General features: G+C 63.4%; 12 protein-coding genes. 10 read left to right on the top strand and 2 right to left on the bottom strand.

Features of this window, described 5'->3' with window-relative positions; all coding sequences use genetic code 11:
- Nucleotides 1-16 precede the first annotated feature (16 nt).
- From QN397_RS14455 to QN397_RS14410, 10 genes are all read left to right on the top strand, one after another.
- Entirely contained in the window at nt 17-574 is a 558-nt protein-coding gene (locus tag QN397_RS14455; RefSeq protein ID WP_323501235.1) for a MarR family transcriptional regulator, read from the top strand.
- Nucleotides 549-2,042 carry an efflux transporter outer membrane subunit gene (locus QN397_RS14450; RefSeq protein WP_416352331.1) on the top strand — a complete coding sequence of 498 codons (1,494 nt, stop codon included), beginning with the start codon at nt 549-551 and terminating at the stop codon, nt 2,040-2,042. The genes QN397_RS14455 and QN397_RS14450 overlap by 26 nt, the downstream gene beginning before the upstream one ends.
- A gap of 55 nt (nt 2,043-2,097) precedes the next feature.
- Nucleotides 2,098-3,483, top strand: coding sequence for an efflux RND transporter periplasmic adaptor subunit (locus QN397_RS14445; protein WP_323501234.1), 1,386 nt, complete (start codon nt 2,098-2,100; stop codon nt 3,481-3,483).
- A gap of 63 nt (nt 3,484-3,546) precedes the next feature.
- Nucleotides 3,547-5,112, top strand: coding sequence for a DHA2 family efflux MFS transporter permease subunit (locus QN397_RS14440; RefSeq protein WP_323501233.1), 1,566 nt, complete (start codon nt 3,547-3,549; stop codon nt 5,110-5,112).
- A 184-nt stretch (nt 5,113-5,296) separates the two neighbouring features.
- A complete protein-coding gene (locus QN397_RS14435; RefSeq protein WP_323501232.1) occupies nt 5,297-6,070 on the top strand; it encodes an ABC transporter ATP-binding protein in 774 nt (257 codons plus the stop codon).
- Nucleotides 6,067-6,774, top strand: coding sequence for an ABC transporter ATP-binding protein (locus tag QN397_RS14430; RefSeq protein ID WP_323501231.1), 708 nt, complete (start codon nt 6,067-6,069; stop codon nt 6,772-6,774). Before QN397_RS14435 ends, QN397_RS14430 begins: the two co-directional genes overlap by 4 nt.
- A gap of 38 nt (nt 6,775-6,812) precedes the next feature.
- Entirely contained in the window at nt 6,813-8,006 is a 1,194-nt protein-coding gene (locus QN397_RS14425; protein WP_323501230.1) for an ABC transporter substrate-binding protein, read from the top strand.
- Between the two features lie 50 nt (nt 8,007-8,056).
- Nucleotides 8,057-9,217, top strand: a complete 1,161-nt coding sequence (locus QN397_RS14420; RefSeq protein ID WP_323501264.1) for an ABC transporter substrate-binding protein — start codon at nt 8,057-8,059, stop codon at nt 9,215-9,217.
- 33 nt (nt 9,218-9,250) lie between these two features.
- Entirely contained in the window at nt 9,251-10,126 is an 876-nt protein-coding gene (locus QN397_RS14415; RefSeq protein ID WP_323496188.1) for a branched-chain amino acid ABC transporter permease, read from the top strand.
- Between the two features lie 10 nt (nt 10,127-10,136).
- Complete coding sequence (locus QN397_RS14410; protein ID WP_187051367.1) at nt 10,137-11,114, top strand: branched-chain amino acid ABC transporter permease; 978 nt, start codon at nt 10,137-10,139, stop codon at nt 11,112-11,114.
- 17 nt (nt 11,115-11,131) lie between these two features.
- On the opposite strand, the gene QN397_RS14405 is transcribed toward QN397_RS14410, so the two are convergent.
- Complete coding sequence (locus QN397_RS14405; protein ID WP_323501229.1) at nt 11,132-12,145, bottom strand: carotenoid 1,2-hydratase; 1,014 nt, start codon at nt 12,143-12,145, stop codon at nt 11,132-11,134.
- A gap of 122 nt (nt 12,146-12,267) precedes the next feature.
- On the bottom strand, nt 12,268-13,837 hold a 1,570-nt coding region (locus tag QN397_RS14400), incomplete at its 5' end, for an ABC transporter permease (protein ID WP_323501228.1).

Here is a 13,837-nt window from a genome sequence, read left to right as displayed (position 1 = left end):
CTAATATTTATTCATCATGAACGAGTCAAAAAGCCAAGAAACAGCGTCTTCGCTAGGGGAAACCCCAGTCGAATCGGTGCCTGCTTTCTATAAAGCGGAGACTTATCGCGCTGAGGAGAGCGTGGGCTATCTGATGCGGCGGATCATGACCGCGGTGGGCCAATCGGTGGAATCCAAGATGTGCGGCCCCGGCAATCCGACTTATCCGCAGTGGATTCCGCTGCACAAATTGCAGATGGGCAAGGCAACCACAGTGGCCGAATTGGCGCGCGAATGCGAGCTCGATACCGGCGCCATGACACGCCTGCTCGACCGTCTTGAGAGTAAAGGACTTTGCAAGCGCGTGCGTTCACTGACCGATCGCCGCGTCGTCAACATCGAGCTGACCGATGAAGGCCGCTCTGCCGCAGAACAAGTACCGCACGTGTTGAGTCGTGTGCAAAACGAACATCTCGCCGGTTTCAGCCATGAAGAGTGGGAACAGCTCAAAGGCTACCTGCGCCGCATCCTCGACAACGCACAAGCCCTGTCGGCTCGTGGAGAAAAAAATGAAAACACTTCGTCGTCCTCTTGAGTCTTCCGCTTCCGGCGCCTTCGCATTAGGTGCGCTGGCGCTCGCATCTGCACTGATGTTGGCCGGTTGCGCCGATATGGCCGGCATCGGCGCGCACGCCAAGCTGCGCGATGCCGATTCGCTTGGTTTTACTGCTGCGGTACCTTCAAACGGCACTGTAACCCTCAACCCATCGGAAGGTGTCGATCCGCGCTGGTGGACCGCTTTCGGCGACGCGCAACTCAATACGCTGATCGATCAAGCGGTCGAGGGCAATCCGAACCTGCAAGTGGCCCGCGCCCGGCTGGCTCGCGCGCAGGCTTCGGTCGATGTCATCGGCGCCGCCGACAAGCCGCAGCTCAATGGCCAGTTCGATGCCAACCGCACCAAGTTCAGCAAGAACTACATCTACCCGTCGCCGCTGGGTGGATCGATTCAGGAGATCGGCACTCTGCAGCTCAATGGCAGCTGGGAACTCGACTTCTTCGGCAAGAACCGCACTGCGCTCGACGCCTCCATCGGTTCGGCCAATGCTGCCGCTGCCGATGAGCAAGCGTCGCGCGTCATGCTCTCGGCCAATGTGGCGCGTGGATACTTTCAGTGGGCACGCCTGACCGGCCAGCTCGCGGTTGCACAACGCACCTTGTCGCAGCGCGACGAAACCTTGAAGCTGGTGCGCGACCGGGTGTCCGCCGGCCTCGATACGCGCCTCGAGCTGCGCCAGAGCGAAGGCGGTCTGCCAGAAGCGCGCCAGCAGATCGAATCGATCAACGAGCAGATCGCCCTTGCACAGCACGCGCTCGATGCGCTCGTCGCCAAGCCGAATGTCACGCAAAGCCTGGTGCCACCTGCGCTGGACTCGGTCAAGGCGATCGCGTTGCGGTCAAACATTCCGGTCGACCTGCTGGGCCGCCGCGCCGACATCGCGGCAGCGCGATGGCGCGTCGAAGCGGCCACGAGCGACGTCGCCAACGCGCGCACGCAGTTCTATCCGAACATCAATCTGACCGCGTTTGCGGGCTTCCAGTCGATCGGCTTCAGCAACCTCGTAAAGAGTGGAAGCCAGCAGTGGGGCGTGGGCCCCGCCATCCGCTTGCCTATCTTCGAAGGTGGCCGTCTGCGCGCCAACCTGCGCGGCAAGGCATCGGACCTCGACGCTGCGATCGAAACCTACAACGCCACCGTGATCGACGCGGTACGCGACGTGGCCGACCAGGTCGCCAGCGCACAGTCGATCACGCGGCAGCAAACAGAACAACGCAATGCAGAAGTCGCTGCCGAAGGCGCCTATGACATTGCGGTGCAGCGTTACCGCGCCGGCCTTGGCAACTACCTGCAGGTGCTGACGGCCGAAACGACTGTGCTGGCGCAGCGCCGGCTCGCGGTCGACCTGGCGGCGCGCGCACTCGACACGCAGGTGTCGTTGGCGCGTGCCCTCGGCGGCGGCTACCAGCCGCCGGTGAACACTGCCTCGGCACAGATCAACTGACGAACTGTCGACTCCAATACTTCGCTGAATTTATCGATCAAGAAGACGCATCACCATGAACGACAACAACACTCCGCCAACGGCAGCTCCTGCAGCCTCCGTCTCTTCTGAAGCGCCTGCGGCCAGCAACGGCAAGCGCCGTCGCGCACTGACCGCTCTGGCAGCGGTCGTCATCGTCGTGGGTGGCGGTTGGGGCGTCTACGAATGGCTGGTTGCAAGCCACTACGAAGACACCGACAACGCTTACGTGCAAGGCAACGTCATCCAGATCACACCGCAGATCAGCGGCACCGTCATGTCCATCATGGCCGACGACACCGACTTCGTGAAAGCCGGCCAGCCGCTGGTGCAGCTCGATCCGGCGGACGCCAAGGTCGCGCTCGACCAGTCCGAAGCCGCTCTGGCGCAAGCCGTGCGCCAGGTGCGCACGCTGTATGCCAACAACGGCTCGCTGGCGGCACAGGTCACGCTGCGCCAGTCGGACATCGTCAGGGCACAGAGCGACATCGCGCGGGCGCAAGACGATCTGCAACGTCGCCAGGCGCTGTCCGGCAATGGCGCTGTGTCGAAAGAAGAACTGAGCCATTCCGAAACCGCGCTTGCCAATGCCAAGAGCGCGCTGGCGGCTGCTCAGGCAGGCGTTGTCACTGCACGTGAACAGCTGTTGAGCAACCAGTCGTTGACCGATGGCACCAGCGTCGCAGACCACCCGAGCGTGCTGTCCGCCGCGGCCAAGGTGCGCGAGGCCTACCTCGCCACGCAGCGCGTCGCGATGCCCGCACCGGTCGACGGCTACGTTGCCAAGCGCACGGTGCAGCTTGGCCAGCGCGTCGCTGCCGGCACGCCGATGATGTCGATCGTGCCGCTCAACCAAGTGTGGGTCGATGCCAATTTCAAGGAAGTGCAGCTGCGCAACATCCGTCTCGGTCAGCCCGTAAAACTCACCGCCGACCTGTATGGCAAAAAGATCGAATACAACGGCAAGGTCGCGGGCTTGGGCGTGGGTACCGGTGCAGCCTTTGCGCTCTTGCCTGCACAAAACGCGACCGGCAACTGGATCAAGGTGGTGCAGCGTGTGCCGGTGCGCATCACGCTCGACCCGGAGCAATTGAAGACCAGCCCGCTGCGCGTCGGTTTGTCGATGGACGCGGAGATTGATGTCAGCGCTAAGGACGGAAAGATGCTGGCCGACGCGCCCCGCGCTTCAGCGTTGTCGCAGACCCAGGTCTACAGCTCGGAAGACAACGGCTCCGACGCGGTCGTGCAACGCATTATCGCGGCCAATCTCGCCGGTGCGGTGCCTGCGCTGGCGAGCGGCGCGAAGGGCACGGCTGCGCCCGCGGCCAAGGCGACAGCACCCGGCGCTGCCGTGTCGGCCGTGCCGCCGCAGGCCAGCGTCGCGCGGCCCGCGGCCGTCGCCATGTCGGGCAACCACGGCTAGTCGCCGGCCCCGATCCGCACGCTCCCCCGTTCTCTTTTACACGCACAGCCGCATACGCACGCGATGGCCACTGCTCCCGCATCCGCTCACATTGTCCACGCGCCGCTCGAAGGCGCTGCGCGCGTCTGGGGCACGATCGCGCTCTCGGCTGCGACCTTCATGAACGTGCTCGATTCGTCGATCGCGAACGTGTCGCTCCCCGCAATTTCCGGCGACCTCGGCGTCAGTTCGACGCAGGGCACCTGGGTCATCACCAGCTTCGCGGTGGCCAACGCCATCGCGGTGCCTCTCACCGGCTGGCTTTCGCAGCGGTTCGGTCAGGTCAGGCTCTTCATGGCCAGCGTGATCCTGTTCATGTTCGCCTCGTTCTTGTGCGGTATCGCGCCGAACATGACCACGCTGATTCTGTTCCGCGCGCTGCAGGGCTTTTGCGCCGGGCCGATGATTCCGCTGTCGCAGACCTTGCTTCTCGCCAGCTATCCGCGGGCGCTCGCCGGCCTCGCGATGGCTATGTGGGCGATGACGACGCTGGTCGCGCCGGTGATGGGCCCGCTGCTCGGCGGTTGGATTACCGACAACATCTCGTGGCCGTGGATTTTCTATATCAACATCCCGGTGGGCGTGCTCGCGGCGTCGATTACCTGGGTGCTCTACCGCAAGCGTGATTCGACCATCGTGAAGGCGCCGATCGATTCGGTGGGGTTGACGCTGCTGGTGCTGTGGGTGGGCTCGATGCAGCTAATGCTCGACAAGGGCAAGGAGCTCGATTGGTTTCATTCGCCTGAGGTGGTGACGATGGCCGTTGTGGCCGTCGTGGGGTTCGCCTTCTTCATCATCTGGGAGCTGACTGAAGAGCATCCGGTCGTCGACCTTTCACTGTTCAAACGCCGCAACTTCTGGTCGGGTGCCCTGGCCACCGCCGTGGGGTATGGGCTGTTCTTTGGCAACGTCGTGTTGCTGCCGCTCTGGCTGCAGCAGTACATGGGCTACACCGCGACGCAGGCCGGCATGGTGCTGGCGCCCGTCGGCGCATTGGCCATCGTGCTGTCCCCGCTGGTCGGGCTCACCGTGGCCAAAGTCGATCCGCGGCGCTACGTCACCTTCTCGTTCCTGGTGTTCGCGCTCGTGCTGTGGATGCGTTCGCGCTTCAACACGTCGGCCGACATCGCCACCATCATGGTGCCGACGATCATCCAGGGCGTGGCGATGGCGTTCTTCTTTATCCCGTTGGTAACCATCACACTGTCGGGCCTGACGCCCGATCGAATTCCTGCAGCTTCGGGCCTGTCGAATTTTTTACGGATCACCGCGGGCGCCATGGGCACCTCGATCGTCACGACCGTTTGGGACAACCGCGCGACGACGCACCACGCGCAACTGGCCGAGTCGATCAACCAGGGCAACTCTGCAGCAACCGGCATGATCTCCGGATTGCAAAGCAACGGCTTCAGTGCCGATCAGGTACTGGCGCAGATCAACCGGCTGATCGACCAGCAATCCTTCATGCTGGCGGCCAACGATGTTTTCTACGCGTCGGCTGTCTTGTTCATTTTCCTGATTCCGCTGGTCTGGCTTGCCAAACCGGCCAAGGGCGGCGCGGGTTCCGATGCCGCGGCGGGTGCGCACTGAATCCTGCGCGGCCGGACGCGCTTCCGGCCGCGTAGGAGAGCGCCGGGTTGCAGTGCAGCATAGGCATTTGCCCCAGTAGAAAGCGCCGAACCGCGAGATAACATGCGTCCGCGCAGCCATGGTGGCGCGCTCGAATGGACCGCATGATCGAAATTTCCTTCCAGCAACCGGGCGACCGCGCGAGATGAGCGACGTCATTCTCGAAACACGTCAGCTCACCAAGGAATTCAAAGGTTTCACCGCGGTCAGCAAGGTCGATCTGGCAGTCAAGCGCGGATCGATCCACGCCCTGATCGGCCCCAACGGCGCCGGCAAGACGACCTGCTTCAACCTCCTGACCAAATTCCTCGAGCCGACGTCCGGCACGATCCTCTTCAACGGCCATGACATCACGAACGAGCGGCCTGCGCAAATCGCGCGCCGCGGCATCATTCGCTCGTTCCAGATTTCCGCAGTGTTCCCTCACCTCACGTTGCTCGAAAACGTGCGCCTCGGATTGCAGCGTTCACTCGGCACCTCTTACCACTTCTGGAAAAGCGAAAATTCGTTGAAGCCGCTCGACGATCGCGCTCGCGCTTTGCTGGCCGAGGTCGGGCTGGAGGACCTGGCTGAGGAGCAGACGGTAAACCTGCCCTACGGCAGCAAGCGCGCCCTCGAGATCGCCACCACGCTGGCGATGGAGCCCGAGCTGATGTTGCTCGACGAGCCGACGCAGGGCATGGGCCACGAAGACGTGCACCGCGTGGCCGAACTGATCAAACGCGTGGCCGCAGGCCGCACCATCCTGATGGTCGAGCACAACATGAGCGTGGTGTCGACCATCGCCGACACCATCACCGTGCTGCAGCGCGGCGCCGTGCTGGCCGAGGGGCCGTACGCTGAAGTCTCGAAGAACCCGCTGGTGATGGAGGCCTACATGGGCACCACCGACGGACAGCTCGCCGGCGCTCATTCATGACCGCCGCACTGGAGATCAAGGGCCTGGAAGCCTGGTACGGCGAGTCGCACGTGTTGCACGGCGTCGACATGGTCGTGCAGCCCGGCGAAGTCGTCACGCTCCTCGGCCGCAACGGGGCCGGGCGCACGACCACGCTGCGCGCCATCATGGGGCTGACGGGTGCGCGCAAAGGCAGCATCCAGGTCAACGGCGTCGAAACCATTTCGATGGCGACCTACCGCATCGCGCACCACGGCATCGGCTATTGCCCGGAAGAGCGCGGCATTTTCGCCAGCCTCTCGTGCGAAGAAAACCTGATGCTGCCGCCGCAACTTAAAGGCGCTGGCCCGGGCATGTCGGTCGAAGAAATCTACGACATGTTCCCCAACCTGGCCGAGCGCCGCCACAGCCAGGGTACGCGTCTCTCGGGCGGTGAGCAGCAGATGCTGGCGGTCGCGCGCATCTTGCGCACGGGAGCCAAGCTGCTGCTTCTCGACGAGATATCCGAAGGGCTCGCGCCCGTCATTGTTCAAGCCCTCGCACGCATGATTCACATGCTGCGTCGCAAGGGCTACACCGTGGTCATGGTCGAGCAGAACTTCCGCTTTGCCGCACCGCTGGCCGATCGCTTCTACGTGATGGAGCACGGACGCATCGTCGAGAAGTTCGGCGCTGCCGAACTCGAAGCCAAGATGCCGGTCCTCCACGAACTGCTCGGCGTTTGACTGCTCTTAAATTTCATCTTTCTTTCGGAGAAATCTTCATGAACAAGAAACTTACCGCACTCGCAATCGCCATGGGTGCTCTCACTCTTGCCACCGCCGCTCAGGCGCAAGAGAAAGTCAAGATCGGCTTCATCACCGACATGTCCAGCCTTTACTCGGACGTCGAAGGCAAGGGCGGCGTGACGGCCATCCAGATGGCGATCGACGACTTCGGCGGCAAGGTGCTGGGCCAGCCGATCGAGCTGATGTCGGCAGACCACCAGAACAAGCCCGACATCGCCGCATCGAAGGCGCGCGAGTGGATCGATACGCAAGGCATCACGCTGCTGTTCGGCGGCACCAACTCCGGCACCGCGCTGGCGATGGCCAAGGTGGCGCAAGAAAAGAAGCGTGTCTACATCAACAACGGCGCCGGCACCTCTGCGCTCACTAACGATCAGTGCAGCCCGTACACCATCCACTATGCGTACGACACGGTGGCGCTGGCCAAGGGCACGGGTGGCGCGGTGGTCGACCAAGGCGGCAAGAGCTGGTTCTTTTTGACGGCCGACTACGCATTCGGCCAGGCGCTAGAAGCCGACACCACCGCCATCGTCAAAGCCAAGGGTGGGACGGTGCTGGGCGCGGTTCGTCACCCACTCAACGCGTCCGACTTCTCGTCGTTCCTGCTGCAGGCACAAAACTCCAAGGCGCAGATTCTCGGTCTGGCGAACGCTGGCGGTGACACCATCAACTCGATCAAGGCCGCGAAAGAGTTCGGCATCAACAAGACCATGAAGATCGCCGGTCTGCTGGTGTTCCTTTCGGACGTCCACAGCTTGGGTCTGAAGAACACCGAAGGCCTGTTGCACACCACCAGTTTCTACTGGGACCTGAACGACAAGACACGCGCCTGGTCGAAAAAGTTCTTCGACAAGACCAAGCGCATGCCGACCGACGTGCAGGCCGCCGATTACTCGTTCACCACGAACTACCTGAAGGCCATCGAAGCCGCGAAGACGACCGATGCCGACAAGGTCATGGCGCAGCTCAAGAGCATGAAGATCGACGACTTCTACGGCAAGGGCCAGATTCGCGCGGACGGCCAGTACATCCACGACATGTTGCTGGTGCAGGCCAAGTCGCCGGCGGAGTCGAAGCAGCCTTGGGACTACCTGAAAGTCATCAAGGTGATGCCGGGTGAGCAGGTCTTCACGACCAAGGCCGAAACGAAATGCGCGACTTGGAAGTGATGGCGTCGACCATGAACAAGGCATTTGCCCTCTCGGTCTTTTCGGCCGCCATGGCGTTTGGCGTCGGCGCAGCGCATGCCCAAGCCACCGACAAAGTACGCATCGGTTTCATCACCGACATGTCCAGCTTGTATTCGGACGTCGACGGCAAGGGCGGCGTGACTGCCATCCAGATGGCGATCGACGATTTCGGCGGCAAGGTCAACGGCATGCCGATCGAGCTGCTCACCGCCGACCACCAGAACAAGGCCGACATCGCCGCATCGAAGGCGCGCGAGTGGATGGACACGCAGGGCCTGTCGATGCTGATAGGGGGTACCAACTCTGGTACCGGTCTCGCCATGGCAAAGGTGGCGCTGGAGAAAAAGCGGCCCTTCATCGCGATCGGTGCCGGCTCCTCGGCGCTTACCAACGAACAGTGCAGCCCCTATACGGTTCACTACGCCTATGACACGGTGGCGCTGGCCAAGGGCACGGGCGGCGCGGTGGTCGATCAGGGCGGCAAGAGCTGGTTCTTTCTGACGGCCGACTACGCCTTCGGACAGGCGCTCGAAACCGATACTGCCAATGTCGTCAAGGCAAAGGGCGGCACCGTGGTGGGCGCGGTGCGCCATCCACTCAATGTGCCGGACTTCTCATCGTTCCTGCTGCAGGCACAAAACTCCAAGGCGCAGATCCTCGGTCTGGCGAACGCGGGCGGCGACACCGTCAACGCCATCAAGGCGGCGCGTGAGTTCGGCATCACCAAGACGATGAAGATGGCGGGCCTGCTCGTCTTCATCAGCGACATCCACAGCCTTGGTCTGAAGAACACCGAGGGCCTGTTGCTCACCACCAGCTGGGACTGGAATCTCAACGACGAATCGCGCAAGTTCGGCAACCGCTACTTCGAGAAGATGAAGCGCATGCCGACCGACATCCAGGCCGCCGACTACTCGGCCACGACGACTTACCTGAAAGCCGTGCAGGCGCTCAAATCAACCGATTCCGACAAGGTCATGGCGCACTTGAAGAGCACGCCCATCAAGGACTTCTATGCCCAGGGCACGGTGCGCCCCGATGGTCGCTTCGTGCACGACATGTATCTGATGCAGGTTAAATCGCAGGCCGAGTCCAAGCAGCCTTGGGACTACTACAAGGTCGTCTCCAAATTGCCCGGCGACCAGGTGTTCACCACCAAGGCAGAGAGCAAGTGCGCTCTCTGGAAGTAACGCCCTCTACACCGTGACGCCTCGAACGTTTTCATGACCATCTCATTGCCCGGCCTTCTGAGCCAGCTCCTTCTGGGGCTGGTCAACGGCTCGTTTTATGCCATGTTGAGTCTTGGCTTGGCCGTGATCTTCGGCCTGCTCAACGTCATCAACTTCGCGCACGGCGCCTTGTTCATGATGGGTGCGCTGCTGACATGGATGGCCCTGAACTACCTCGGGCTGGGCTACTGGCCCATGCTCTTCATCGCGCCTGTGGTGGTCGGCATTTTCGGGGTGCTTATCGAGCGCCTGTTGCTGCGCTGGATCTACAAGCTCGATCATTTGTACGGCCTGCTGCTCACGCTTGGGCTCACCTTGCTCATCGAGGGCGCTTTTCGCTCGGTCTACGGGGTATCGGGCCTCGGCTACGACGCACCGGAGCTGCTCGACGGCGCGACCAACCTCGGATTCATGGTGCTGCCCAACTACCGGGCCTGGGTCGTTGTCGTGTCGCTGGTCGTGTGTTTCGCAACGTGGTTCGTCATCGAGCGGACCAAGCTCGGCGCGTACCTGCGGGCCGGCACCGAGAACCCGCGGCTGGTCGAAGCGTTCGGCGTCAACGTGCCGTTGATGGTGACGCTGACTTACGCCTTCGGCGCCGCGCTGGCGGCCTTCGCGGGCGTGCTGGCGGCACCCGTGATTCAGGTCACGCCGCTGATGGGGCAAAACCTCATCATCGTGGTGTTCGCGGTGGTGGTCATTGGCGGCATGGGTTCGATCATGGGATCGATCCTCACCGGCCTCGGGCTCGGCATCGTCGAAGGCTTTACCAAAGTGTTCTACCCGGAGGCATCGTCCACCGTCGTTTTCCTGATCATGGTCATCGTGCTGTTGATTCGCCCCGCCGGCCTGTTCGGCAAAGAAAAGTAAGGCGACCGGCATGAACATGAAAAAGATATCCACGATCGTCTACGGACTGTTGTTCATCGCATTGCTGTTCGCGCCGTTCTTCGGTGCCTATCCGGTGTTCGTGATGAAGCTGATGTGCTTCGCGCTGTTCGCCGCGGCCTTCAACTTGCTGTTGGGCTACACCGGCTTGCTGTCGTTCGGCCACGCTGCGTTTCTGGGCGGCTCGGCTTACGTTGCCGGCTACTCGATGAAGGCCTGGGGCCTGACGCCTGAGCTGGGGCTTCTTCTTGGCACCGTCACCGGTGGACTGCTCGGCTGGTTGTTCGGGGTGTTGGCGATTCGTCGTCAGGGCATCTACTTTGCGATGATCACGCTGGCGCTGGCGCAGATGATGTTCTTCGTTGCGCTGCAGGCCAAATTCACCGGCGGCGAAGACGGCCTGCAAGGCGTGCCGCGTGGCAAGCTGTTTGGCCTGCTCGATTTGTCGAGCGACCTCACGATGTACTACGTCGCGCTCGCGGTGGTGGTGGCGGGATTCCTGCTGATCGCGCGAACCATCCATTCGCCGTTTGGCCAGGTGCTGAAAGGCATCAAGGAAAACGAGCCGCGTGCGCTCTCGCTGGGTTACGACGTCGCGCGATTCAAGCTGCTGGCGTTCGTGATCTCTGCCGCATTGTCGGGTCTGGCCGGCTCGCTCAAGACCTTGGTGCTCGGCTTCGCGACATTGAGCGACGTGCACTGGACCGCATCGGGTCAGGTCGTTTTGATGACACTGGTCGGTGGTCTCGGTACGCTGTCGGGCCCGATCGTCGGCGCGGCCGTGGTCGAGCTGCTCGAGAACAAGATCGGCGAGTTCGGCAACCTGCTGGCCCGCCTCACGTCCATCGAGTGGTTCAACACGCTGGGCGAGTCGGTGACGATGGTCACCGGCTTGATCTTCGTGATCTGCGTGCTGGCATTCCGACGCGGGATCATGGGCGAGATCATCGCGCTGATCAAGCGCAAGTAGCGCAGCGAATCAGCGGGTCAAAGCTGGAGCGGCGCGGCGTAGCCCGTCATCTCCAGGTAGCCCCTGCCCACGCGCTTGCCCTGCGCGTCGAGCAGTTCGCTCAGGCCTTCCCAGTACACGCCGCCGGTCGCACCGCTACCGTCCAGTTCCTGATCGTCGAGCAAGGCGCGCACGGTAAACGTGCCAGCAGAAGTCTGCACGCGCCAGCGCGTCGGGTAGATCGCCTTTGTGCGCGGGCTGGTCCATGTGCTTTCGGCTTGGAACCGAACCTCGTTCTCGCTGAACGAACGCGACGCGCCGCCCTTTTGGCGCATCGAGCCGCCGGCCCACAACGCACTGCCGTCGCGACGCCGCAGATGAAAGGCGGTGAGGGCGCTGCCATCGTCCAGGTTCATGCCGATCCAGTCCCAACCCACCGCGTCCGGATGCAGCAGCGCTTCGCTGACCTCGTGGTCGAGCCAGGCCGTTCCGGTGACATCGAAGGCGCGGCCTTGCAGCGTCAGCCGGCCTTGCGCGGCGAGCTGAGGCTCGCTGTAGTAGTAGCTGGCCTGATCGGGCGAGGGCCCCTTGCGCGAGAGGCCGGCATCGCCCTGCAACAGCACCGGCTGCGTCGGCGCAAAGTGCAGGTCGATGGCGAATCCTTCAGCTGCGACATGCGCTTCGTAGGTGCCTTGCGAGTCAGGTCGACGCACCAGGGACCAGTCGCGCAGCTTGACGTCGGTGTCGCTCTGACTGGCCGAAGCGACGCCGAACCCCTCGCGCGCAATGCGCTGGTCGTGCCAGAGCTTCTTGCCCTCCAGATCGGTGATGGCGGCATGCGCGAACACGATCTGCTTGGCGGCGAAGGCCGAATTCAACGGCTTTGCAGCATCGATCCGCGAGCGAAAAAACGTGACCTGGTAGCCGAACTCGCGCCCGTCCTGCGCGCGTGCATGGCCGGTGATGTACCACCACTCTGTCGCGAGATCGGGATGGCTGCCGAAGTCGCGTGGGAACTGCAGGGTGCGGGGCGGCAACGCCCAGAGAGGCATCGCGAAAGGAACAGCGAGCGCGGCCACTGCAGTTCGCAGCAGCGTTCGACGCGAGGGGCTCGATGCGCCTGATTGCGCTGCCGAACTTGCCGGCCTCAGAGGACTTTCCCGTCGTGTCGCCATCACCAATCCTCCTTCACCGCCAACACCGCATCCCGCCCGGCCGCCGCACGCCCTGCGAGCCAGGCGGTCACAGTGCCGGCGGCGACCACTGCCGCACACAACGCGATCAAGCGCAGCCATGGCAGCAGCAGATCCATGGTCCAGTGAAAGCTTTGCGGGTTCACCACTTTCACCAGCACCACCGATACCGCCAGCCCGAGCACCAGGCCGGCCACCGCGCCGATGCCGGTCCACGCCGCGCCTTCGCCGGCGACGATCGCCAGCACCTGTCGTCGCGTGAAGCCGAGGTGCGCGAGCAAGCCGAATTCCTTGCGGCGCGCCAGCACCTGCGCGCTGAAGCTCGCGGCAATGCCGAACAGCCCGATGGCGATCGCAACTGCTTGCAGCCAGTAGGTGACGGCAAAGCTGCGGTCGAAGATGCGCAACGAGGTCGCGCGAATCTGACTGACCGACGAGATCTCGATCGGCTCGCCGCCCGCCCCACCGGCCGCGATGCTGCGCGCTGCCGATGCACGCACTGCTGCCTGCACCGATGCTTCTTCCGCGCCGGGCGCGAGCCACAGCGCGATGTCGCTGACGTTGCGGTCGCCCGTCAGCTTCTCAAAATCGCGCGCGCCCAATGTGATGGCGCCGAACTGCCGCACGTAGTCCCGCCAGATGCCGGCGACGAAGAAGATCGGTGGCATTGCCTGTGACGCGTTCGCGGCACTCCCAGCACCCGGCGCATTCGTCGTGCTCGTGCCAAACGCCTTTGACAGCGGCGCGAAGACATCTCCGGGCCTCGCCCCGTACAACTCGACCATCGCCTCGCTGACGTAGATGCCGATCTGCCCCGCCGGCACCGGCAATGCCGCCGTCATCAGCGGTAGCGAGCGAGACACGTCGTCGTCGAGGTCGCGTGCAATCAGCGTCACGGCGGGCCGCGTGGCATCGAGCAGCAAAGGTCGGGTGCGCAGCGTGCCGGTGCGCGCCACGCCCGGCACTTGCGCCAGCGACTGCACGAAGCTGGGCATGAAAGGCGCGAGATCGCCAATGCCGGAATTGCCAGCCGACGCACTTCGCACATAGAGATCGGCCGGCAGCACGACGTCGAGCCAGCGCGTGACCGAGTCGCGAAAGCTCGCCACCATCACCGTCAGCGCGACGGCAAGACTCAGGCTGGCGACCACGCCGCTCACCGCGACCGCGGCAGTGCCGCGCATGCGTCGAGCGCGCTCGATGGCGAGCATCGGCAGCACGTGTTGCGCGAACAGCGGTGCGATGCGGTCGTACAACAGCGCGATCAACCAGGGCAGCGCGGTGATGCCGCCGACCAGCAGGCACGCGACCGAAAGGTACGCGGCGATCGGGATGCCGAAGATGGCGGGCGCGGTGGCCAAGGCGATGCCGAGCGCGACGAGCGCGATCGCCAGCCAGTGGCCGTTGCCAGCCGCCGGCGCTGCACCGAGCCCCTTCAGCGTCTGCGCTTCCGGCAACAACATGGCAGCCCGTGCCGGCCACCAGCCGCCGACCAGTGCAGCGATCACGCCGAGGCCGCCGTAGAGCAGCGCAGAAGGCGTGCTCCAGTGC

Source organism: Variovorax sp. RTB1, assembly GCF_035018765.1.
Taxonomy (GTDB): Bacteria; Pseudomonadota; Gammaproteobacteria; order Burkholderiales; family Burkholderiaceae_C; genus Variovorax.
Note: the sequence above shows the minus strand (reverse complement) of the source record. Positions and strands in the feature narration are given on the sequence as shown.